Origin of the sequence: Sphingomonas sp. OK281, assembly GCF_900115295.1 — a bacterium.
Lineage (GTDB): Bacteria > Pseudomonadota > Alphaproteobacteria > Sphingomonadales > Sphingomonadaceae > Sphingomonas.
The window spans coordinates 168,047-191,364 of record NZ_FOVZ01000002.1 but is presented as its reverse complement, the minus strand read 5'-3'; the positions used below and the strand labels follow the sequence as shown (position 1 = coordinate 191,364).

Here is a 23,318-nt window from a genome sequence, read left to right as displayed (position 1 = left end):
CGGGGTTCTAGATCCCGGTCGCGTACAGCGCGTGGTGCGTGAGGATGAACAGCGTGCGGCGATCCGCGCCGCCGATCAGGAGCTGCAGCGGGCGCTCGGGGACGTCGATGCGACGCGATAGCGTGCCGTCGGCGGCGTAGACGAAGACCTGCCCGTTGGCGACGTAAAGGTTGCCCGTGGCATCGCGCGCGACGCTCTCGCCGCCACGATCGGCGACGATCTTGAGGTCGGTGAGCCGGCCCTGGTCGCCGACGAGGCCGCTATAGGTCCGGTTCTCCGACGCGTTGGTCAGGACGATCCGCTCGCCGGGACGACCGCCGACGAGTCCGTAGCTGTCGAGCGTGTCGGACCAGCGCCAGCCGCGGTGATCGTCGGGCCCCTGGTTCCAGACGCGGAACGCCGGGAGGACGAGCGATCCGTCGGGCGAGACGTATTCCTGCGGCTTGGCCTCGCCCATCTTGGTGGTGAAGAAGTCCGCCATCGTCGGATAGGTGTAGGTCGCCGGGTCGATCCGGTCGGCGAACTCGCCATTCGCCCAGACGTTGACGGGCAGCAGCGTCGCGGCGCCGCGGTGCGGGCTGGCCGGGGTCGGCGCGATCACCTTGACGTCGTCGGGCCGCGCCGGATCGATGCTGTAGACGGTGCCGTCGCGCCCCGCCGACGACTGAACGAGCAGGCCGCCCGAGCGATCGACCGCGAGGTTCACCGCGTCGAGCGGCGCCTCCGCGACGATCGACAGCCCCTCGGCCTTGGTCCAACCGTGAATCCGCTGGAATTGCCGATCGATGAAGTACAGCTTCCCCTTCGCATCGACCGCGCCGCCCGCAATCGAATAGAAGCCCTCGGCGAGTTTCTCGACGCCCGGCGTCACCGGGATCGCCGGCTGAGTGGCCGCGGTTGCGGGAGCGGCCGGCACGTCCAGTTTGGCGAACTCGCGCTCGCGCACCTCCTGCTGGCGGGTCATGTCCTTGATCGCGTTCTCGAACGGGAACTTGCTCGCGCGCAGATAGGTGCCGCAGCCCTTAGTGTCGCAGCTCGCAAAACCGCTTTCGCCGTTCACATGGACGTTGCGGAAACGAATATCGCCGGAGTTGTAGAGCTTTACCGCCGCATCCATCGGCTTGATCGTGCGCGTCACGCGGTAGCCATGGTAGTTGGCGAACAGGATGTTGCGCGAGTTGCGGATCTCCGTCGAGATGGCATCGACGCCGTCGCGCACCTCCTGCTCGGTCTGCGGCGCTAGGAACTCCCAGTTCTCGACGTTGTCGAGGACGATCTCCGTGCGGTAATGATGCTCCGCCGACAGTTCGTAGACGTGGCCGGGGGTCTTGGTGTCCGAGACTTTGAAGCCGGCCGAGGCCAGCGTGTTCGGCGACCAGATCGCCGCGAAGGTGCCGCCGCCGCCGTCGGTCACCCAGATGCTGGGGTGCTGCCCGTCGAAGCGCGCGCGGGGATCGCCGAAGCCGATCGGGCTGCCCTTGGTCAACACGGTGCCGCCGCCGCCCTGGATCTTGACGTCGTTGACCATCGACGCCTCGCCAGCCTTCCACAGAAGCGCGGTCGCACGCGGGTTCACGCCGCCGGTCCACAGACCGAGCCCCGAGACGATCGCGTTGCCGCCCTTCGCGCTTTCGAGCAGCGCCTTCGGACCGCCAACGCCCATATAGGCGGGCGTCTCGTCGGGCAGGTAGAGATGCGTGAGGCTCGGATGCAGCGCAATCAGGACGCTGTCGGGGCGCAGCTTGATAGTGTCGGTGACGCGGTAGCGGCCGACCGGGAGATACAGCACGCGGTGCGTATCGATCGCGCGCTGCAACGCGGCGGTGTCGTCGGTGGTGTCGTCGCCCTTCACGCCGAGATCGTGGACGTTCGCCCAGTCGCGGACCGGCGGCATCGCGCGGATCGCCGGCGTACGGCGTGTCGGCAAGCGCGATAGCGGGGCCATCGTCACGTCGGTCGCATACTCGCCGATCGCGCCGAGGCCCGCCAGCTTCAGCCCGTAGGAGAAGTCGGTGACGCGGTAGCTTGGACCCGTGCCCGCCACGGTCTTCCCGCTGTCGCGGAAGCGGGCGAAGGTCGGCGTGTTCGACGCCACCGCATTGTCGAAGCCGATCTGCGTGAAGACGCTGTTCTCCGCCGACACGATCACGCCCGCCTGCGACACGTTCTCGAACCGGACGTCCTTGCCCCAGAGCGAATCGGAATAGCCGCGGTCGATCTCGATCCCGACCGGGGTGTCGCGGATCGCGACGTTGACGAGCGTCAGGTCGACCTCATGCTCGCGAATCGCGGCGTCGCGCTGGCCCTGGAATTCGGAGTCGATCAGCGTGAACTGCCACGCGGGCGAGGTCTTTTCCGACATGATGCCGTAGCGACCGCCGAAGAAGCGCAAATCCTCGAACTCGTTGCCCGCCTGGTAGACGCCGGCGAGGCCCGAGCCGATGTGGAAATCGACGTGGCGCAGATAGCCGTGCTGCGCGACGCGGAAGCGGACCGCGACCGCGCCGGCATTGCCGTCGCCGATCCGGAAATCGACGTTCGACAGCGCGGAATAGAAGGTGCTGGAGGTCGCGTCGAAGATCGCGGGGTCGAAGGGCACGCTGGTGCGCGGCGGCACCGGCGCCTTGCCGACGCGGTACTGGTCCTCGCCGGTGAAGCTGACCATCGCCGCCACGCCCGACGCGTAGCCCGCGCTGTTGTCGCCGAGCACGATCTCCGGACGAGTCGGGCCGATGCCGAATATGCGGACGGCGGAGCGGACGAAGATCGTGCGGCTGATCCGGTAGCGGCCGGAGGGAAGGAACACGATTCCGCCATTGCCGCCCGCGGCGGCCGCGTCGATCGCCTGCTGGAGCGCGCCGCTGTCGTCGGCGCGACCGTCGCCGACGCCCTTGACGGTGATCGCACGCGGATCGTCGGGCTGGGTGAGATAGACCGAGACGGACTTGGCGGGGGCGGGTTTCGCGAGCGCCGGCGCGGCGATCAGGAGCGCCGTTCCGCAGAGCAGCCATTTCGCAACCATCGTCCGTCTCCCGTTATCAGGACAGCAGTCCTACCGTTCGTAGGGGTGCGCTTCATCTGCGACGAAGGTCGTATTTTCGAGCGGGCCTTCTGACCCTCCCCCCGCAAGGGGGAGGTGGCTGGCGCTTGCCAGACGGAGGGGGGAGGAAAAGGGAAACCGATGTTCCGTGTCCTCCCCCTCCGTCGCCTACGGCGCCACCTCCCCCTGGCGGGGGAGGATCAAGAGGGGGGCGTTAGATCGCGAGCGTCTGTGCGACGATCGCTGCCTGGGTGCGGTTGCGGACGTTCAGCTTGCGCATCAGGGCGGTCATGTGGACCTTCACCGTGGCCTCCGCGATGCCGAGGTCGAATGCGATCTGTTTGTTGAGAAGGCCGGAATGGACGCCACGGAGCACCCTGATCTGGGTCGGCGTCAACGCTGCGCAGGTCGCCAGCTTCGGTGTCGCCGCCGCTTTTGCCGCCGCGGATTGCCCGATATCGTGGCCGGTCCGTTCCATGGTCATCCTCCCTGAGCTTCCGCCGATATCGCGATGGTTCGGCATCGCAACCTGGTCTGTGCCGTTGATCCAGCGATCCGCTTATACGGATTCGGTTGGACAGGTTTCGAGTATGGGCCGCAGGATTGTACGCAATCAAGCCTTTTCTGTTGTCAGACCGAAAAGACCTGTCGTACAGATATTGCGACATTCCGGCAGGCGAAGGCGCCGCCGATCGACAGGAGGGGCGTGATGGCACGAGCACCGGACGAGCGCGCGCGACCGCTGGCGACCTGCCCGTGATCGGCCCCGACATGCGGCTGGTGATCGCCGCGCTGACCGGGATCCTGCTTGCGGTGCTGATGATCGTCCGCGGTCGGCTCCATCCCTTTATCGGCCTGTTATGCGGTGCGTTCACCGTCGGCCTGCTCGCCGGCCTGCCGCTGCCCGACGTGGCAAAGGCGGTGCAGAAGGGCGTCGGCGACATCATCGGCGGCACCGGGCTGGTCGTCGCGCTCGGCCTGTCGCTGGGCGCGATGCTGCATCTGTCGGGCGCCGCGGCGTCGCTCGCCAAGGGTGCGCTGCGGATGACGGGCGTACAGGCTGCGCCCTGGGCGACGCTGGGCATCGCGATCGTCGTCGGGCTGCCGTTGTTCTTCGAGACCGGGCTGGTCCTGCTGCTGCCGATCGTCGTCGCGGCGGCCGAGGAGATGGCCGGCAAGGACGGGGCCGCGCGTGACGCCGCCAAGCTCAGGCTCATCATGCCGGCGCTGGCCGGGCTCGGCGTGGTCCATGCGCTGGTGCCGCCGCATCCCGGACCATTGCTCGCGGTCGAGGCGTTGGGCGCCAATCTCGGCAAGACGATGCTGTACGGCATCGCCATCGCAATCCCGACCGCAATCATCTCCGGGCCGCTGCTCGCGAAGTTCACGACGCGCGGCGTGCGGCTGGAGGCACCGGTGCTGCACGATCCGGGACTGGGCATCGTCCCGCCGCCGCGCATCCTCTCGCTGCTGATCGTGCTGCTGCCGGTGCTGATGATCGCGACCGGCGAGCTGGGCCAGATGATCGCGGGGATGAAAGGCGCGGCCTGGCTGGTCGCCGCGAGCAATCCGGTGGTCGCGCTGTTGCTGACCAACCTGATCGCGCTGCCACTGCTGTTCGGCCGGCGGCTGCGCGATGCCGCGATCCAGAACGCGGTGTGGCACGAGACGATGGGGGCGGCGGGTGCGATCCTGCTCGCGATCGGCGCGGGCGGTGCGTTGAAGCAGGTGCTGGTGACCGCCGGCCTGTCCGATCTGCTGGCGCGCACGGTGCTGATGTATTCGATCTCGCCGCTGTTGCTCGGCTGGCTGGTCGCGGTCGGCATCCGCCTCGCCGCCGGATCGGCGACGGTCGCGACGATCACCGCGGTCGGGATCATGCCGGGGGTCGTCGCGAGTTCGGGCGTGTCACCGGAACTGGTCGTGCTCGCGATCGGCGCGGGATCGGTATTCTTCAGCCACGTCAACGATCCGGGGTTCTGGCTGGTAAAAAGCTATGTCGGCACCAGCACCGCGGACACGTTCCGGACGTGGTCGATGCTGGAAACGTCGATCTCGGTGGTCGGCCTCGCCCTGGTGATGGCGCTGAGCCATGTCGTCTGACGATGCCGAAGACGCCCGCGAGAAGCCCGTCGTGAACGGCGGCGTACGACTGGCGGACCGCGCCTATACCGGGATCGTCGAGATCATCCTCGACGAGCAGCTCGCGGTCGGCGACCGTCTTCCCGCGGAGGACAAGCTGGCGGCGATGTTCGGCATGTCCCGTACGATCGTCCGCGAGGCGCTGGCGCGGCTCGCGTCGGACGGGATCACGCAGGCGCGGCGGGGCGCTGGATCCTATGTCAAACGGCGCCCGTCGGATCGGCTCGGATCGCATATGCCGATGGCCGACATCGCGGCGACGCTCGGCACGTACGAAGTGCGCTTCGTGCTGGAAGCCGAAGCGGCGCGCTTGGCGGCGCAGCGCCGCTCGCATCACCAGATGGACGCGATCGAGCGAGCGCTGGAGGCGTTGCGGACGGCGTTGCTGTCGAATGCGCCGGCGCATGACGAGGACTGGATGCTGCACCGCGCGATCGCCGAGGCGACCGCCAACGCGGCCTTCTTGCCGGTGTTCGATCACCTCCGCGACGCGGTGATGCGGATCCTGCGGGCGGGCGTGGACATTTCGCGATCGCGCGCGCCCGATGTGATCAAGGCGATGATGGACGAGCATGACGCGATCGTCGAGGCGATCCGCGCACAGGACGCGGACGGCGCGGCGCTGGCGATGCGCTGGCATTTGTCGCAGGGGCGCAAGCGGCTGATGCCCTTAGGGCGATGTCGCGATGTCGCGATTTCGCGATGTCAGGTGCGCTTGCGGCGATAAGCGCATCGTCCGAGCAAGTCGTTGGCGAGGGCCAGCAACCGGGCAGCATAGGCAACGTCGGGCCTGCGACCATGGTCGTAGATGTTCCCGGACACCGGATATCGTAAGGAGATGGGGGAACGACACGTCGCCTAGCCGGATTCGGCGCGCGCCACGTGCAACTAGGGGATGGACGGATGCACAAGGCCACGCGCGATCGGCGATTTGTCGTAGCTTCATTTGTTAACGCTACCAGCCTTGCCGCACTGGCAACGGCGCTGTTGTGCGTGCCGGCGGTCGGCCAGACGATCGCCCCGGATACTGCCGCTACGGACGCGCCCGTCGCGACGGAGGCGCAGGTCGCCACTCCAGCGCCGCCGACCACGTTGCCGACCGACGACCGTGCCGCACCTGCCGCGACCACCGCGAACGACATCGTCGTCACCGGCACGCGCATCACGTCGAGCGGCTTCAACGCGCCGACGCCGACGACCGTGATCGGCGAGGAGCAGATCCTCAAGAACGCGCAACCCAACATCTTCGCGACGGTGGTGCAATTGCCGTCGCTGCAGGGCTCGACCGGGGCCACCACGGGCACGTTCAGCACGTCGAGCGGATCGCAGGGGCTGAGCTCGTTCTCGCTGCGCGGCCTCGGCACGATCCGGACGCTGACCTTGCTCGATGGCCAGCGCGTCGTCGGTGCTAACGTTACCGGCGTGACCGACATCAGCCAGTTCCCGCAATTGCTGATAAAGCGCGTCGACATCGTTACCGGCGGCGCGTCCGCCTCCTACGGCTCGGACGCGGTCGGCGGCGTGATCAACTTCATCACCGACACCAAGTTCACCGGGTTCAAGGCGAACGTGCAGAGCGGCGTGACGACCTATGGCGACGACGGCCAGGTGCTGTTCCAGGCAGCGGTCGGCAAGAGCTTCGCCAATGACAAGCTGCACGTCATCGTCAGCGGCGAATATGCCAAGGAACAGGGCGTCGGGCCGGGCAATTTCGGCGAAGACCTGGCCGGCGGCCGCGACTGGTACCGCGCGACGACGCTGGTCAATACCGGCATCACGAGCAACGGGTCGCCGCAATATCTGGTCCGCGATCACGGCCAGGCGTATCAATATACCAAATACGGCCTGATCAGCGCAGGTCCACTCCAGGGGACCGCGTTCGACGCCAACGGCCAGCCCTTCCAGTTCCAGTACGGATCGAACGGCGTGCCGGCGAAGGACAAGGGCGGCAACGTCACCGGCTGCTATGTCGGCTTCTGCGTCGGCGGCGACCAGTCGGGGCATGTCGGATCGGGCACGTCGCTGCAATCCGCGATCCAGCGCCTCAACGGCTATACCCGCATCAGCTACGACGTCGCGCCCGACATGGAGGTCTACATGACCGCCAACGTCGCGCAGGTGAAGTCGCACAACCAGCCTAATCCCGGCTCCGCCAAGACCGGGCTGACCGTGCAGTGCGCGAACCCGTATCTGCCCGCGTCGATCTCCGCGGCATGCGCGGCGAACGGCATCACCAGCTTCCAATACGGGCTGAGCAACGCGATCCTGCCGAACATCCAGGTCAACACCGACCGCCGGCAATATCGCTTCGTCGGCGGGCTGAAGGGCAAGGCCGAGGTGCTCGGCACCAACTGGACCTACGACGCGTCGTACGAGCACGGCACCAACATCACCGACATCCATGTCGACAACATCAGCCTGAAGGGGCGCTACGACCAGGCGGTCAACGCGGTCCGCGTGAACGGCCAGATCGTCTGCGCCGACGCCGCGGCGCGCGCCGCCGGGTGCCAGCCGATCAACATCTTCGGCGGCGCGACGCCGTCGGCCGCCGCGCTCGCCTATGTCACGCCCGCCGCGGGGCCGTTCCAGCATACCAAGCAGACGCAGGACGCCTTCGCCGGCAGCATCTCGGGCGAGCCGATCAATTTGTGGGCAGGGCCGCTCGCGGTTGCAGCGGGCATCGAATACCGCCGCGAATTCTACCGCGTGAACGCCGATCCCTACGGCGCGGGGGTATCGGAGATCAGCCCCAATTCCGAGCTGTACCCCGCGGATTCAAGCCTGAACGCCACCGACGGCAGCAACTGGTATGCCGGCAACTACAAGAACGGCACGGGCAAGTACAACGTCCTGGAAAGCTTCCTGGAGCTGAACCTGCCGATCCTCAACTCCGACACGCTGGGTCGGGCGAACGTGAACGCCGCGGGCCGGGCGACGCGCTACTCGACGTCGGGTGTCGTCTATGCCTGGAAGGTCGGTGGCACCTGGGATACGCCACTCGACGGGCTCCGCTTCCGCGCCGTGACCTCGCGCGACGTTCGCGCGCCCAACCTGTCCGAGCTGTTCGCGGCACCGGTGACCACCACCGTCCCGAACTTCACCGATCCGCGCAAGACCACCGAGAACCCCAACGGTCGCCAGGTGCTGATCATCCAGAACACGATCGGCAACGCTGCGCTCAGGCCCGAGATCGCGCGCAACACCGAACTCGGCATCGTCTATGCGCGGCCGAAATGGCTGCCCGGCCTCAGCCTGTCGTTCGATTATTACAAGATCACGCTGAAGGACGTCATTTCGAGCCTGTCTGCACAGCAGGTCGTCAACCTTTGCCTGGTCGACAAGATCCCCGATACCTGCGGCGCGTTCGACCTCGACAGCAATTCCAAATACGTCAACGTCCAGTCGTTCAACCTGGCGTCGATCAAGACCGACGGGTTCGACATCGAGGCGAGCTATCAGTGGCGCAAGCCGCTCGGGATCGAGGGCAACCTCAGCGTCCGCGGGCTGGCCACGCACGTGATCAAGTACGTCACCGACCCGGGCCTGCCCGGCACGATCCCGGTGGATACCGCGGGCGCGAACACCGGCGCGACGCCGAACTGGAAATGGCTCGTCACCGAGAGCTACGACAATGACGCGTTCAGCCTCACTTTGCAGCAGCGCTGGTTCAGCGACGGCGTGTACGGGAACCAGTATGTCGTGTGCTCCGCGGGCAACTGCCCCGTCTCGACCAGCAACAACCCGACGATCGACAACAACACGATGAAGGGCGCGTTCTACTTCGATGTCGGCGGCGCGGTGAACGTGACCAAGCAGGTCAGCATGTTCTTCAAGGTCGACAATCTGTTCGACCGCGATCCGGAGCCGTCGCCGCAGACCAACACCGGGCTCGACGTGAACCCGGCGCTGTACGACACGCTGGGGCGCTTCTACCGGATCGGCGTCCGCGCCCGGTTCTGAAAGCGTCGTTCCCGGTAGCGGTTCCTGCCGGGGACGAGCCGTCCCTCAGCTCTGCCATCCCGCGCGTAGCGGCAGGCGCAGGACCCGGTCGTTCGCGGTCATGTACAACGCCCGCCCCCGCTCGCCGAACGCGCAGTTGGCGATCGGCGCGCCGGTCGTGACCAACGCGAGCGGCTCCGCATCGGGTGTCATGAACATCATGCCGCCCGGGACCGAGCATACCAGGGTCCCGTCGCGCGCGACCTTCATGCCGTCGGGCAACCCCGCCCCGCCCCGCGCCTTCATCGCCTCGGCATCGAGCAGCACCCGGGCATTGCGCACGCCGTTGGCATCGAGATCGTAGACCATGATCCGCGGTGCGGTTTCGTCCGATACCGACACGTAGAGCCGCGTTTCGTCAGGCGACAGCGCGATCCCGTTCGGTCGCGTGAGGCTCCCCTCCAGCAGTTCGACCACGCCATCCGGCCGAAGCCGATAGACGCCGTTCACCGCCAGTTCCTGCAGTGGCGAGGTATCGCCTTCGGTCAGGCCGTACGGCGGATCGGTAAAATACAGCGTACCGTCCCGTGCGACATGCATGTCGTTCGGGCTGTTGAACCGCTTTCCCTGATAGCGGTCGACCACCGTCTCGCGCCGCCGCGTTGCCAGATCCACGCGATCGATCGACCGACCGCCACTGTTGGCAATCAGCAGCTGGCCCGTTCGATCGAGCGTCAGTCCGTTCGCACCCGGCTCCCGGATGAGCTTCGGATCGGTCCCGCCCGCACCCGACGGATCGAGGAACGGCGCCGCGACACCGCCCTTGCGCCATCGCCGCACGATGTTCGCGGGCGGATCGGAGAACAGCAGATACTGGCCAGCCTCGACCCATACCGGTCCCTCCGCCCAGCGTATGCCCGTCGCGATCGTCTCGACCTGCGTGCCGGGGGCGACCATCCGGTCGAACTTCGCCGACATCCGCTCGATGCGCGGTTCGGCGGCGGCAGGCGCAGCGGCGGCGGCAGGTGCAGCGGCCGCGCCCGGCCTTCCCGCGTGCGCCGATGTCGCGACCAGCGCGACGGCTCCGATCAGGACGCCACGACGATCGGGCCGGAATGCCCAATCCAGCGTCCCATCAAACACTGGTGGCACGTCAGGCATGCGGAAACTCCTTTTGGATCGAACGGACGGGCATTTGTTTGGCGCTGTTTTCGGCCGCACCGCAACTCTCGACTTGGCACGCGCGGCACGAGGCCGGTCGAGACGACGAAGAGGCGGTGGCGCGGGCCTATGCTGTCGGACGTGCAAATCGAATGATGACCGTCGTGCCGTTGGGCGCATCGGCGAACGCAACCGTCGCATCGAGCCGAGCCGCCGCCGATCTCACGATCGCAAGACCCAGGCCACTACCCTCGGAACTACCGGGCGTTTCCAACCGGACGAACCGGTCGAACACCATTTCGCGGTGTTCGGGCGCGATGCCGGGGCCGTCGTCGGCGATCGTGACCGTCGTCGCCGCCTCGGTCGCCGCGAGCATGATCGAGACGGTGCCGCCGCGCCGGTTGTAGCGGATGCCGTTGTCGACGAGGTTGGAGAGAATTTCGAAGATCAGCGTGCGGTGACCCGGCACGACCGGGCCGGCGGTCTCCTCGCCTTCCAGCGTCAGGTCGATCCCCGCCTCGATCGCGCGGTTGATCTGGCGGGTGATGACCGCAGCGGCGACTTCGCGGAGATCGACCGCCTCGAGCGGTGCGGAGACGCCGGCTTCCTCGGCGCGGGCCAGGGCGAGCAATTGCGTCACGAGCCGTTCGAGGCGGACGACCGCATCGGCGATCTCGTCGAGCGCATCGCGCCGTTCGGCGTCCGAGCCGCGGCGGGCGAGTGCGACCTGGACCTTCAGGACGGAAAGCGGCGTGCGCATCTGGTGCGATGCGTCGGCGGTGAAGCGGCGGACGCCGACGGTGGCGGTGTCGAGCTGCCCCAGCAGACGATCGAACGCACCGGCGAGCGGGCGGAGTTCGCTCGGCAGCGGGCCGGTATCGAGCGGCGAGAAATCGGGACGGGCGCGTTCGTCGCGCGCTTCGACGGCACCGCGCAGGCGGGCGAGCGGGCGGAGGCTCCAGCCTAACGCTGGGCGGAGCAGCAGTGCGGCGGCACCGACCAGCACGCATTCGCCGATCAGCAGCGCGAGCATGAGCCGGCGGGTGAGCGCACCACGGTTGTCGAGTGTCTCGGCGATCTGAACGATGACGGGCTTGTCGATCCGGGGGAGCGAGCGGCGGACTTCGGCGATGCGGATCTGCTGGCCGCGATAACGCGCGAACCGATAGCGGGGGACGTCGATCGCGAGTGTCGCGGGATCGGGCGCTGGCAAGTCCGCGTAGCCGGTGAGCAGGTCCGGGCCGACGGCTACGCGGTAATAGACGTTGTCGCGTTCGGTGTTCTCCAGCATCCCGAACGCGGCGGAGGGCAGGTCGAGCGTCACCTCGCCGCGTTCGACCTGCACGGTTTCGGCGATCGCGCCCAGCGCACCGCCGAGCACGCGATCGTTGGTGCGGCGGACGACGTCGGCGATCAGCGTCGCACCGACCACGCCGATCAGGATCGCCGCCGCCAGCAACGGGCCAAGCACCGCGACCAGCAGGCGGGTGCGCAGTGCTGGGGTACGTGTTTCAGCTGGCATCGAGCAGATAGCCGACGCCACGAACCGTGCGGATGCCGGGGCCGTCGGGCGCGAGCTTGGTCCTCAGGCGGGTGACGTGGACCTCTATCGCGTTGTCCCCGACCGGCTCGTCGAACCCGAACACCTCGCCGATCAGCAACGCGCGGGGGACAACGCGGCCAGCGCGCGTCGCCAACGCCTCCAGCACCGCGCGCTCACGCCTACGCAGGTCGAGCGCACGGCCGGCTATGTCCGCGTCGCCGGTCGAGCGGTTGATCGTCAGCGTACCGACGCTGAGCACCGGCAGCGGGTCGCCCCCGCGCCGCCGCCCCAGCGCCCGAACGCGCGCCTCCAGCTCTTCGGGATCGAACGGCTTCCGGAGATAATCGTCAGCGCCCAGATCGAGCCCGCGCACCCGATCGTCGAGCGCATCGCGTGCGGTCAGCATCAACACCGGCACGCGCTCGCCGCGACGACGCAGCGTTTCGAGCACCGAGAAGCCGTCGATACCGGGCAGCCCGACGTCGAGGATCACCAGCGCGTACGGCTCGCCGGCGACCACCGACAGCGCGTCCTCGCCGGTCGCGACGTGATCGACCGCGTTGCCGCCCGCGCGCAGCAACGCCGCGATGCTGCGCGCGAGGGCCGCGTCGTCCTCGATCAGCAGGATGCGCATGCAAAACCATGAAAGGTTGGTGACAGGTTCGCTTCGTACTCCACGGGTGCAGTCTATCCGAACACAGAGACGGAAGGCGAGGAGAGTGATGATGGCCCGAATTTTAGTGAAGATCGCACTGCTGGCTACGAGTTTCACCGCGACCGCCGTCGTGGCGCAGCGTCCGGCCAACTATCCGCGCTCCTACGACCAGCTGATCTCCGACGCGCGCGCCGAGCGTCAGGTGCGGATCTACGGCAATGCGGACCGCGCCGAATTGCTGCCGGTCGTCGCTGCATTTCGGAAGCGGTATCCGGGGATCACCGTGCTGTATGCGGACATCGGCTCGACCGAGATGTATCGACGCTTCGTCACCGAGACGCGCGCGAAGAAAATGTCCGCCGACCTCGTCTGGTCGTCGGCGATGGACCTTCAGGTCAAGCTGATCAACGACGGCTTCGCCCAAGGCTATGCGAGCCCCGAAAAGCCCGCGCTGCCGCCCGTGTCGGTGTGGAAGAACATGGGCTTCGGCGTCACCGCGGAGCCGATCGGGATCGTCTATAACAAGCGCCTCGTGCCCGCCGGACAGGTGCCGCGCACGCATGCCGCGCTGGAGAACTGGCTGCGCAAGAACGTCCGCGCGCTCAACGGGCGCGTCACGACGTTCGATCCGGCGCGCTCCAACGTCGGCTATCTGTATCTCTCGGAAGACCTCGCGATCACGCGCGATACGCGGTCGCTGCTGGAGGCGATCGCGGCGACCAGGCCCGTGCTGTCGCGCACCAGCGAGCCGATGCTGCGCGGCGTCGCCGAGGGGCGGCAGGCGATCGCGTACAACGTCATCGGCTCCTACGCGCTGGAGCGCGCGCGGACCGATCCCCGCATCGGCGTCGCGTTCCTCCAGGACTATACGATCGTCACCTCGCGGATCGCGTTCATCGCGCGCGAGGCCGCGCACCCCGCGGCGGCGAAGCTGTTCCTCGATTTCCTGCTGTCGCGCGAGGGCCAGTCGCTGCTCGCGAAACGCAGCCTGTGGCCGGTCCGCACCGACGTTGCCGCCCGCCGTCTTCCCCCCGCACAGGCGCGACCGATCCGCGTGGGGCCACAACTTCTCGTCAACCTCGACCGCGTCAAGCGCCAGCGTTTCCTGCGCGACTGGACCGCGATTCTCGCCACCGGAGCCCAACAATGACTCTCTTCCGTACCGGGTGCGCTGCACTCGCGCTGATCGCCGCGACGCCCGCGCTGGCCCAGGCTCCGAGCGATGCCGACCTCGCCGCACTGGTGCGTGCGCAGGCCGCCGAGATCGCCGCACTGAAGTCGCGTCTCGACCGGCTGGAGAACAACGCTGCCGTCGCGCAGGCGTCCGCGCCCGCAGCGCCATTGCAGCCGGCACCGCAGGCAGTCGCGCAGAACACCGAACCGCGCCGCACGGTACCGTTCGCGCCGCAGCTCGCGCCTCCGGGCCCCGCCGACCGCAGCGTCGCGCAGGCGGTCGCCGCACGCGACAATCCGTCGGGCGTGACCACCGAATGGGGCGCCGGGCTGCCCGTCTTCCACTCGGCGGACGGGGTCTACACGTTCAAGCCGCGCGGCCGTATCCTGACCGACGTCAGCTCCAGCTTCGGCTCGAAATACGATGGCCGCAACATCACGACGACCGGCATGCGCGCACTCCGCCTCGGCCTCGAGGGCGGTGTCGGCACGCATTTCTTCTACCAGTTCGAGAGCGATTTTTCCGAGAACGAGGTCGACGTCGTCACCGCGTTCGTCGGCTGGCGCAACAAGATCAAGCCGGGCCTCGACTACGACGTCCGCGCCGGTCACCTGTTCAACGATCGCGGCTTCGAAGGCTCGACCGGCTCGGATTCGACGCCGTTCCTGGAGCGCACCACGGTCGCCACCGCGATCATCCCGCAGCGCGGCTTTTACGGCATCGGCGTGATGCCGCGCATCTTCTGGAAGACCGGCCATGCCTCGGTGACGATCACCGGCGACCGGATCGACGGCACGCAGACCGTCGGCGACAGCCGCACGGTGCTCGGCCGCGCGCATTGGAACCCGATCAAGTCCGATACCGGCGTGCTCCACATCGGCGCGTGGGGCTTCGACGAGTCGCTCTCCTCGGTCGCCGGCACGCTGACCCGCAACACGGTGATCGGCGGCCGCTTCAACGGCGCGCTGCGCGTGTCGACCGGGCCGCTGATCGGCGGCACCGGCACGACCGGCTACGGCGTCGAGCTTGGCGGCTATCGCGGGCCGTTGTGGGTGATGGGCGAAGCGGGCCGCCGCAACGCGCGGCTCGACGGCGGTCGTCCCGATTTCGTCAGCAAGGCGTGGAGCGTCTCGGGCGGGCTGTTCCTGACCGGCGACCTGCCGCCGTACAACCCGCGGCTCGGCAGCTTCGGCCAGCCCAAGGTGCTGAAGCCCACGTTCGACGGCGGGGTCGGCGCGATCGAGCTGACCGCGCGCTACGAAAGCCTCGATTTCGACAATCTGCTGACCGGCGGCGACGGCTGGGCGGCGACGGTAGGCGTCAACTGGTACCTCAACTCCTTCACCCGCTTCCAGGTGAACGCGATCCAGTGGAACACCGACAACCGCGCCGGTGACTATGTCGGCAACGACAGTGGGCAGACCGTCAGCGCCCGCGTCGGGGTTACGTTCTGATGCTGACGCGTCCAAAAGCACTCCGTCACCCCGGACTGGTTCGGCGATTGTCCCGTGAAGTTACGTGTGCGGCCGCATTCGAACGACAGCCCGCACTTCCTTGTTCTCCCGCGAAGGCGGGAGCCCAGACTGGGTCCCCCCTTCGCGGGGAAACAAGCTACCCTTACGTCGGGGGCATACGCATCGTCTGGTTCGGCGGTGCACCGCTCCGCAAACCAAGATCTCCCGATTATGCGGCACCATGGATGCCGGAACGAGCCCGGCATGACGGAAGACATAGCGAGCCCGTCGACTCGAACCGACCATCGATCGGATTGGGTTTCGGCACCGACGACCCCCACCCCCCTATTCACGCCCTTTCCTAGGACGATGCGATGAACCTTGCCCTGCTCGGCTTCCTGATGGTCGCCACGTTCATGACGTTGATCATGACCAAGAAGATGACGCCGCTGGTCGCGCTCATCGTGATTCCGTCGATTTTCGGCGTGTTCGCGGGTGAGGCCGCGGGTCTCGGCCCGATGATGATCGACGGCATCAAGAACCTCGCGCCGACCGGCGTCATGCTGCTGTTCGCGATCCTGTTCTTCTCGACGATGACCGACACCGGGCTCTTCGATCCGCTGGTCGGACGGCTGATCCGGATGGTCCACGGCGATCCGATGCGAATCCTGATCGGATCGGTCGTGCTGTGCGCACTCGTCAGCCTCGATGGCGACGGCTCGACCACCTACATCATCACGATCGCCGCGCTGCTGCCGCTCTACAAGCGCTTCAACATGAACCGGTTGTACCTCGTCTGCCTGTTGATGACGACGAGCGGGATCATGAACCTGACGCCGTGGGGCGGCCCGACGGCGCGCGCGGCGAGTGCGCTGAAGCTTGATCCCGCGACGCTGTTCCTGCCGCTGATCCCCGGCATGATCGCAGGGCTCGCGTTCCTGATCGGTCTCGCCGTGTATTTCGGCCGCAAGGAGCGCGTTCGGATGGGTGAAGCGGGGATCACCGCGGACACCGAGTTCACCGGCATGGCCGTCTCGCAATATCCCGAGGCACGCCGTCCCAAGCTGATCTGGTTCAACGCCGCGCTTGTCATCACGCTGCTGACGTTGCTGGTATGGGGTATTCTCCCGCTGTCGGTGCTGATGATGCTGGCGTTCGCGATCGCGATGATCGTCAACTATCCCGGCGTCGCCGACCAGAAGGAGCGCATCTCCGCGCATGCCGGCAACGTGCTCGCAGTGGTGTCGCTGATCTTCGCGGCGGGTATCTTTACCGGCATTCTCGGTGGCACCGGCATGGTCGAGGCGATGAGCAAGGCGGTGGTCGGCGTGATTCCGCCCGCGCTCGGGCCGTACATGGCGCCGATCACCGCGGTGCTGAGCATGCCGTTCACCTTCTTCATCTCGAACGACGCGTTCTATTTCGGAATGCTGCCGATCCTCGCCGAGGCCGGCGCGCATTACGGCGTCGCACCCGAGGCGATCGCCCGCGCGTCGCTGATGGGCCAGCCGGTCCACCTGCTCAGCCCGCTGGTGCCGTCGACCTACCTGCTGGTCAGCTTGGTCGGGATCGACCTCGCCGATCACCAGCGCTTCACGCTCGTGCCCGCGATCGCCGTCTGCGTCGTGATGACGATCGTCGGCATGATTGCGCTCGCCTTCCCGTTCGTCGCCTGAGGTGAGCATCCCCGCAACCCGCCGCTACCGGAGATTTCGCATGGTCCGACCGCGTACACCGTTGATGCTGCTCCCCGCGATGGGCTGCGACGGGCAACTCTGGGCCCGGCAGATCGTCGACCTCGCCGCCGTCGCACAGGTCGAGTTCGGCGACCTGTCGCAGGACGACACGCTGTCCGAAATGGCCGCGCGCGTGCTCGCCAGCGCACCGCCGCGGTTCGCGGTCGCGGGCGTCAGCCTCGGCGGCTACGTCGCGATGGAGATGGTGCGGCAAGCCCCCGACCGTATCGAGCGGATCGCATTGTTCGGTACGCGCGCGTCGATGGAGGTGCGACCGCGCACCGTCGTTGGCCAGGGCCTGCTCGCGACCGCGCCGCACGCCGACCCGCGTCTGACCGCGATCGTCGCCGGGCCCGCACAGGCGATGGCGGAACGCGTCGGCCAGACCGTCTTCGAACGCCAGCAACGCGCGCTGCTCGCACGGCCCGACATCAGCGAGGCGATCGCCGCGATCCACGTCCCGACGCTTATAGCCGTGGGCGATCGCGACCTGATCTGCACGCCCGACGACGCGCGCGCACTGAGTGCGCGGATCGAGGGCTCGCGGTTTCACATGCTGCGCTCCTGCGGTCATCTCGCGCCGATGGAGCGTCCCGGCGAAGTCACCGCGCTGCTGCGTCAGTGGCTCAAGACCGGCTGACCCGGCCGGTCTCATAGTGCGGTGGCGGCGAGTGCTTTCAGGTCGATCGTGGTGTCGCGCAACAGCTGCGGATCGATCCGTAGCCGTCCCGTGACGAGCAGGCGGCCCTAGACGTAATCGCGTACCCGGTTCACGCAATCGAGCGCGATCACGCGACCAGCCTCGAGGTAGACCACCGAGAAGCTGCGCTCGGCCGGATCGCCGCGGACGACGAGGTCGTCATACCCGGCGGACAGTCCCACGGTCTGGAGCTTCAGGTCGTATTGGTTCGACCAGAACCACGGCACCGCCTCGTAAGCTTCGGGCGCGCCGGTCAGCGCCTTGCCGACGATCATCGCCTGGTCGTTGGCGTTCTGCACCGATTCCAGGCGGATGACCCGGCCATCGGCGAACGCGTTCGCATGCGCCGCGCAGTCGCCGATCGCGAATATGTCGGGCACTGTCGTGCGGCACTGCGCGTCGACCAGCACGCCGCCCATAGCGCCTGTCGCGCCTGCCTCGATCAATGGGGCGATGGCGGGCACGATGCCGATGCCGACGATGACCATTTCGCATGGCAGGATGGCGCCGTCGTCGAGACGGACGCCACACGCCGCCCCGTCGCGTTCCTCTATGCAGGACACTGCGACGCCGGTTCGCAAGTCGACGCCGTGTGCGCGGTGTTCGGCCTCGTAGAACCGTGACAGGGGTTCGCCGGCGACCCGTGCGAGCACGCGGTCCTGCGCCTCCAGCACCGTGACGTGCTTGCCGAGCTTGGCGAGTACCGCGGCGGCTTCCAGCCCGATGTACCCGCCGCCGATCACCACCACGCGCCGTACGGCGGGCAGCTCGGCGATCATGCGGTCGACGTCGGCGCGGGTACGGACGCCGTGGACGCCGGCCAGGTCGTGCCCGTGGCAGGCGAGACGTCGCGGCGCACCGCCGGTCGCCCAGACCAAAGTACCATAGCCGATCTCGGTGCCGTCGGCGGTGACAACGCAGTGGGATTCTGCATCGACACGAACCACCGCGTGGCCAAGCATCAGGACGATATCGCGTTCCGCCCAGAAGCCCGCGGGGCGCAACAGGATCCGCTCGAATGCCTTGTCGCCCGCCAGATAGTCTTTCGACAGGGGCGGACGTTCATAGGGCGGCGAGGCTTCGTCGCCGAGCAGCGTGATCGTGCCGGCAAAGCCGCGCTGGCGCAGGACGATCGCGGCCTGGGCACCGGCATGGCCCGCACCGACGATCAGGACATCGGCGTGGGCACGCCGACGCCCCGTATCGCTCACCGATGCGGCCTGTTCGGAGATGCTAGTCCTTCCATGCCCAGTAAAGCTGCGCCGGCGGGACGTTCCACCACTCCATGTCGTGATCGATCGACTGGAAATGCGGGGTCAGGAAGTCCTTCACCTTGGGCGAGAACTGATAGACCAGGAACGCGCCGCCGGTCCGCAACACCGCATGCGTCGCCGCCGCGATCGCCGGACCGACGCCGGCCGGCAGGGTGGAGAACGGCAGGCCGGACAACACGTAATCCGCCTTTTCGAAGCCGTGATCGGCGACGATCTTCTCGACCTCGTCCGCCGACCCCAGCACCGCGAAGAAGCGCGGATCGGTGATCGTGTGGCGGAGATACTGGATGAATTCGGGATTGGTATCGATCACCACGAGCTTGGCGTCGGGCGCCATGCGGTCGAGGATCGGGCGACAGAAGGTGCCGACGCCCGGGCCGTATTCGACGAACAGCTTGCAGTTCGCCCAGTCGACCGGACCGAGCATCTTGCGGATCAGCTTGTCGGACGACGGCACGATCGAACCGACCATGACCGGATGTTTCAGGAACCCTGAAAAGAACATCTGCCACGGGGACGGCACGCCGGCGGGTCGGCTGCGTGCACGCCGGGTGGCGGTGGTCGAACTGGGCATCGTGTTCCTTACGATCAGGGGTCCCGCGCGGTGGCGGGGCTTTACCCCTCCCGTCGCACGAATTCCGAACGCGTTTCAAGGGCTGCGGGTTGCATGTGGCGACGAACCGACGCGGAAGTCGTGTTCCGCCAAGTGGTTCCGACGACTTTGCCAAGCATCCGGCTTCGCCTAAGCATTCGCCATGCAGAATGATCGAACAGGACAGGTCGCCGTCGTTTTCGTGTCGTTCCGTAACGATGCGGACATGGTCGGTTACGCCGAAGCCGCCGCGGCGATGGACGCGCTTGCCGCCGCGCAGCCAGGCTATCGCGGCGTCGACAGCGCGCGCGAGGCGGGCGGCATGGGGGTCACCGTGAGCTATTGGGCGGACGACGCCGCGGCGATCGCGTGGCGCAACCAGCCCGAGCACGCCGCGATTCGCGAGCGCGGGCGAGCGCTCTGGTACGAAAGCTATTCGGTGTCCGTCGCGCGTATCGAGCGCTCTTACGACTGGGTACGGCCATGATCAGCCCGGGGATCGGCCCGGGGATCGGCGGAGGGGTCGGCGGGGGGATCGGCGGGGCGACCGAAGGCCCGAAGGTCGACCGCCGCTTCGCGCTGATGTTCCTCGTGATGCTGACGATCGCCGCGGGCAATACCGCGCTGCAATCCGTGCTGCCGGCGCTCGGGCGGTCGCTCGGGGTCGCCGACAGTGCGGTCGCGGCGGCGTTTTCGGTGTCGGCGTTGCTGTGGGTGATCGCCGCACCGTTCTGGGCGAATCGGTCGGATCGGCATGGCCGGCGTGCGATGATCCTGCTCGGCGTCGGCGGGTTCAGCGTGTCGCTGGCCTTGTGCGGCGTGTTCCTGCTGGCCGGGATCAACGCGTGGATCGGCGGCACGACCGCGTTCCTGTGCTTCATCGGCGGGCGGCTGATCTACGGGACGTTCGGCGCGGCCGCACCGCCGGCGGTGCAGGCGCTCGTTGCCGGCGAGACGACTCGGGAGGAGCGGACCAAGGCACTGACATTGCTCGCCTCGGCATTCGGGCTCGGTACGATATTGGGGCCGGCGATCGCGCCGTACCTGATCCTCGGCTCGATCGGCGGAGTCGAGATCGGGCTCGCGGGCCCGGCCTTCCTGTTCGCGGTGTTCGGCGTGGCGGTCTGGATCACGGTGCGGCGGATGCTGCCCGACGACAAGATCGTCGCGCCGCACGAGACGCACGGTGCGAGTTCGGCCTACCCCTCGATCGGCGGCGCGCCGACCGGCGCCTCGGTCGCCGCCGCGACCGGATCGCATGTCGAGCATGTCGGCTACACCGATCCCCGCATCCGCGCCTGGATGATCGCCAGGCTGGTGATGGGGCATGCGCAGGCCATGACCGGGCAGGCGATCGGCTTCCTCGTGATCGACCGACTCCACCTCGCCCCCGCACTCGCGCTGGAGCCGACCGGCATCGTCCTGATGATGGGCGCCGGCGCCGCGCTGCTCGCGCAATGGGGCATCATCCCGCGCCTCAACATGACTCCGCGACAGCTCGTGCTGACCGGGCTCGTGCTGGCTGCCGTCGGCACCGCGCTGACCGGGATCGCAACCTCGCTCTATACGATCGCCACGGCCTATGCGCTGGCGAGCCTCGGCTTCGGCTTCACGCGACCGGGGTTCACCGCAGGCTCGTCGCTAGCTGTCGGCGCAAACGCGCAAGGCTCGGTCGCGGGGGCGGCGTGCGTGGTGATGATCGCCTATGCCTGGGTAGCGCTGAAGGATGCAAAGGAAGGTTAGAGTGGGTCAGGCGCAGATCGAGGCGGAACGCTCGGGTTCGATAGCGTCATCAGTCTGAAACCCCACAACCTGCCTGTAGCCGGAACGCCCAGGCGTGGACGTTCCGATGGGCATCACGCGCGCTCAAAAGCGGACATCCGTTCTCACATCACCGTTCGGACTCAGCGAGTTTCGGATACAAAAATCAAAGAATCTTTTGTCAGGAGCGAGGGCTGTCAGCAAACTGTAAGCGAACTTCAACATAAATAATGGGGTGATTTTGACAAGTTTTCATACTGAAGGCAACGGACATGGTCGGCCATACAAGTTGGGATAGCTTGGTAAAGCAAGTCAGGATCAAAAATCTTACCGTGTTACTTGTTGCGTTTTCATGTTTAACGCCGCCCGCAGCCGGCGGACAGACCTACCTCGTACGACGCGTAGATGAGGGTAGTGGCAAGGGTTATTCGGACATCCATGCGTCACGTGCTGCCATATCCGGTGAGAAGATCAGGATATGGTTCGCTACACTGACCAATCCAGATTGTTCATCGGCGGGTACGGTCACGGCGCAGATCGTAACCCCACCTCATCACGGGCATGCCGACATCTCAACCGAAAAAGTTTATCCCAACTTTATTGCGCCGAACCCCCGCGTGATCTGCGACACACATAAAGTCGATGGCGTTCAGGCTTTTTATACATCCGATGCAGGATTTCATGGACATGACAAAATCGTTTTGCAAAGCGCGACGTCCGAAGGACGCGTACGACGCGTACTCATAGACGTTGACGTTCGCTAATCGCTTTTTGCTGCCAACTCGATTGCCGCTAAGCCATCGAACACTATGGTGTGCAGATGCGTAGTGCTCGCCACTGTCCGTTTGCAATTGCAGGCCTGCTTGATTCTTGGCTCGCTGAGTCGGTAAAGGGAAGAACAGTATCGGCACGATATCTTCTCGTTTTCCGATCGTCGTAGTAGAAGGCGGTATCGCGCTAAATCGGCTATCGACATCGGCGTTCCCGTAAGCGGACGGTCCGCTTTCCTTCCCATTCCGACCATCCAACTTGCGCCCATAGACGGCCGCTCAGGTTTGCGGTCCGGGAGCACGGAAACAGTCATTCGGTCAGCGCGACCAGTACCGCACCTCGGTCATACGAAAATTCTGCCTTCAAAAATGCCGTACCGTTGGTAGGCCGTTGCGGCAGCCGCCGGCTACGCGGCATCGAAGGACTGTGAACTTGGTCGATTTGAAATCGCGTTTCGGCTGCATTCTCGTCTGTTTGAGCGTCGCCGCCTGCTCGACGCCACGTCTAACCCACGTCACGGCGATCGCGCCCGCCTCCGTGTATGTCGCGATGGGGAGTTCCTACGCCGCCGGGCCCGGCATCACGACGTCGGCAGATCAGCCAAAGAACCGGTGCGCGCGATCAAACGACAACTATGCGCATATCCTGGCGAGGAAGCTGAATTTGCAGCTTATCGATGTGAGTTGCAGTGGCGCCACGACCGAACATGTGCTTGGCCCATGGAAAGAACTCCCATCCCAGATCGAAGCGCTGACGACCGACACCAGGCTGGTGACGGTAACGATCGGCGGCAATGATGTCGGATATTTTGGGATGCTATGGTCCGCCTCCTGCACGTCGGCCCCGGTGCCCGTCGCAGCGCGCGGTTTCAAATGCCCCATTCCCCCAGCAGGGGCCGATGCCTGGAGCAAGGTCGACGCCGGTATGCGACGCATCGCCGCCGAAGTTCATCGGCGCTCGCCTGCTGCGCGACTGGTCTTCGTGGATAACCTCTCGGTCCTTCCCGCCAGGGGGGCGTGTGCCAACGCTTCCATGAGCCCGGACAGCGCTCGGGCCATCACCGCGGTCGCGCAGCGGCTTGCCCGGCTCACCGCACGCGTTGCAGTAGAAACTAAATCCGACGTAATCGAGGCATCAGCGATATCCGCCCACCACGACGCGTGCAGCCGCGATCCATGGATGACGGGTTTCCCGACCGATACGTCCGCACCGGGCTTCGTACCCTATCATCCCAACGAAAACGGCATGATCGCTATCGCCGAGGCGCTGATGCAGCACCTTGCCCCCAGACCCGGCCATTCCTGAAACAGCGTCGTTTTGGGAAAGGCCGCCGCGTCGCGCATGTCGGCTAGCTGATCCGGCATCGCCAAAGCGGA

18 protein-coding genes are annotated in these 23,318 nt (G+C 66.6%); 11 read left to right on the top strand and 7 right to left on the bottom strand.

Features of this window, described 5'->3' with window-relative positions; genetic code table 11:
• Positions 1–7: 7 nt before the first annotated feature.
• Both BM244_RS07045 and BM244_RS07040 read right to left on the bottom strand, forming a co-directional pair.
• Positions 8–3,022, bottom strand: coding sequence for a glycosyl hydrolase family 28-related protein (locus BM244_RS07045; RefSeq protein WP_093398290.1), 3,015 nt, complete (start codon positions 3,020–3,022; stop codon positions 8–10).
• A 232-nt stretch (positions 3,023–3,254) separates the two neighbouring features.
• Complete coding sequence (locus tag BM244_RS07040; protein ID WP_254784331.1) at positions 3,255–3,518, bottom strand: helix-turn-helix domain-containing protein; 264 nt, start codon at positions 3,516–3,518, stop codon at positions 3,255–3,257.
• A gap of 293 nt (positions 3,519–3,811) precedes the next feature.
• Between BM244_RS07040 and BM244_RS07035 the strand changes: the two genes are divergently transcribed.
• The 3 genes from BM244_RS07035 (at position 3,812) to BM244_RS07025 (ending at position 9,142) form a co-directional block, all read left to right on the top strand.
• A complete protein-coding gene (locus BM244_RS07035; protein ID WP_093399008.1) occupies positions 3,812–5,143 on the top strand; it encodes a GntP family permease in 1,332 nt (443 codons plus the stop codon).
• Positions 5,133–5,909 carry a FadR/GntR family transcriptional regulator gene (locus BM244_RS07030; RefSeq protein WP_217649102.1) on the top strand — a complete coding sequence of 259 codons (777 nt, stop codon included), beginning with the start codon at positions 5,133–5,135 and terminating at the stop codon, positions 5,907–5,909. Before BM244_RS07035 ends, BM244_RS07030 begins: the two co-directional genes overlap by 11 nt.
• 176 nt (positions 5,910–6,085) lie before the next feature.
• A complete protein-coding gene (locus BM244_RS07025; RefSeq protein WP_093398289.1) occupies positions 6,086–9,142 on the top strand; it encodes a TonB-dependent receptor plug domain-containing protein in 3,057 nt (1,018 codons plus the stop codon).
• 45 nt (positions 9,143–9,187) lie between these two features.
• Here the strand turns inward: BM244_RS07025 and BM244_RS07020 are convergent, their stop codons facing one another.
• The 3 genes from BM244_RS07020 to BM244_RS07010 all read right to left on the bottom strand — a co-directional run bounded on the left by BM244_RS07020 (position 9,188) and on the right by BM244_RS07010 (position 12,459).
• On the bottom strand, positions 9,188–10,282 hold the full coding sequence (locus BM244_RS07020) for an SMP-30/gluconolactonase/LRE family protein (RefSeq protein WP_093398288.1): 1,095 nt from the start codon (positions 10,280–10,282) through the stop codon (positions 9,188–9,190).
• Positions 10,283–10,409: 127 nt separating this feature from the next.
• Entirely contained in the window at positions 10,410–11,804 is a 1,395-nt protein-coding gene (locus BM244_RS07015) for a sensor histidine kinase (protein WP_093398287.1), read from the bottom strand.
• Positions 11,794–12,459 carry a response regulator transcription factor gene (locus BM244_RS07010; protein ID WP_175518119.1) on the bottom strand — a complete coding sequence of 222 codons (666 nt, stop codon included), beginning with the start codon at positions 12,457–12,459 and terminating at the stop codon, positions 11,794–11,796. Before BM244_RS07010 ends, BM244_RS07015 begins: the two co-directional genes overlap by 11 nt.
• A gap of 91 nt (positions 12,460–12,550) precedes the next feature.
• Between BM244_RS07010 and BM244_RS07005 the strand changes: the two genes are divergently transcribed.
• From BM244_RS07005 to BM244_RS06990, 4 genes are all read left to right on the top strand, one after another.
• A complete protein-coding gene (locus tag BM244_RS07005; protein ID WP_093399005.1) occupies positions 12,551–13,630 on the top strand; it encodes an ABC transporter substrate-binding protein in 1,080 nt (359 codons plus the stop codon).
• The gene (locus BM244_RS07000; RefSeq protein ID WP_093398286.1) at positions 13,627–15,108 is read left to right on the top strand and encodes an OprO/OprP family phosphate-selective porin; all 1,482 of its coding nucleotides are present in this window, start codon (positions 13,627–13,629) and stop codon (positions 15,106–15,108) included. Before BM244_RS07005 ends, BM244_RS07000 begins: the two co-directional genes overlap by 4 nt.
• Positions 15,109–15,482: 374 nt before the next feature.
• Positions 15,483–16,784: a CitMHS family transporter gene (locus tag BM244_RS06995; protein ID WP_093398285.1), complete on the top strand. Its 1,302-nt coding sequence runs from the start codon at positions 15,483–15,485 to the stop codon at positions 16,782–16,784.
• A gap of 40 nt (positions 16,785–16,824) precedes the next feature.
• Positions 16,825–17,484, top strand: coding sequence for an alpha/beta fold hydrolase (locus tag BM244_RS06990; protein WP_093398284.1), 660 nt, complete (start codon positions 16,825–16,827; stop codon positions 17,482–17,484).
• A gap of 107 nt (positions 17,485–17,591) precedes the next feature.
• Here the strand turns inward: BM244_RS06990 and BM244_RS06985 are convergent, their stop codons facing one another.
• Together BM244_RS06985 and BM244_RS06980 are read right to left on the bottom strand one after the other, a co-directional pair.
• The gene (locus BM244_RS06985; protein WP_093398283.1) at positions 17,592–18,755 is read right to left on the bottom strand and encodes an NAD(P)/FAD-dependent oxidoreductase; all 1,164 of its coding nucleotides are present in this window, start codon (positions 18,753–18,755) and stop codon (positions 17,592–17,594) included.
• A gap of 22 nt (positions 18,756–18,777) precedes the next feature.
• Complete coding sequence (locus BM244_RS06980) at positions 18,778–19,392, bottom strand: class I SAM-dependent methyltransferase (RefSeq protein WP_093398282.1); 615 nt, start codon at positions 19,390–19,392, stop codon at positions 18,778–18,780.
• A 181-nt stretch (positions 19,393–19,573) separates the two neighbouring features.
• Here BM244_RS06980 and BM244_RS06975 point away from each other — a divergent pair, with 181 nt between their 5' ends.
• From BM244_RS06975 to BM244_RS06965, 4 genes are all read left to right on the top strand, one after another.
• Positions 19,574–19,897 (top strand): antibiotic biosynthesis monooxygenase, encoded by a 324-nt coding sequence (locus BM244_RS06975; protein WP_093398281.1) that lies wholly within the window; start codon positions 19,574–19,576, stop codon positions 19,895–19,897.
• Positions 19,898–19,992: 95 nt separating this feature from the next.
• Positions 19,993–21,153, top strand: coding sequence for an MFS transporter (locus tag BM244_RS06970; protein WP_254784394.1), 1,161 nt, complete (start codon positions 19,993–19,995; stop codon positions 21,151–21,153).
• Positions 21,154–21,443: 290 nt separating this feature from the next.
• On the top strand, positions 21,444–21,935 hold the full coding sequence (locus BM244_RS22575; protein WP_139226876.1) for a hypothetical protein: 492 nt from the start codon (positions 21,444–21,446) through the stop codon (positions 21,933–21,935).
• A gap of 439 nt (positions 21,936–22,374) precedes the next feature.
• Positions 22,375–23,247: an SGNH/GDSL hydrolase family protein gene (locus BM244_RS06965; protein WP_093398279.1), complete on the top strand. Its 873-nt coding sequence runs from the start codon at positions 22,375–22,377 to the stop codon at positions 23,245–23,247.
• The last annotated feature ends 71 nt before the right edge of the window (positions 23,248–23,318 follow it).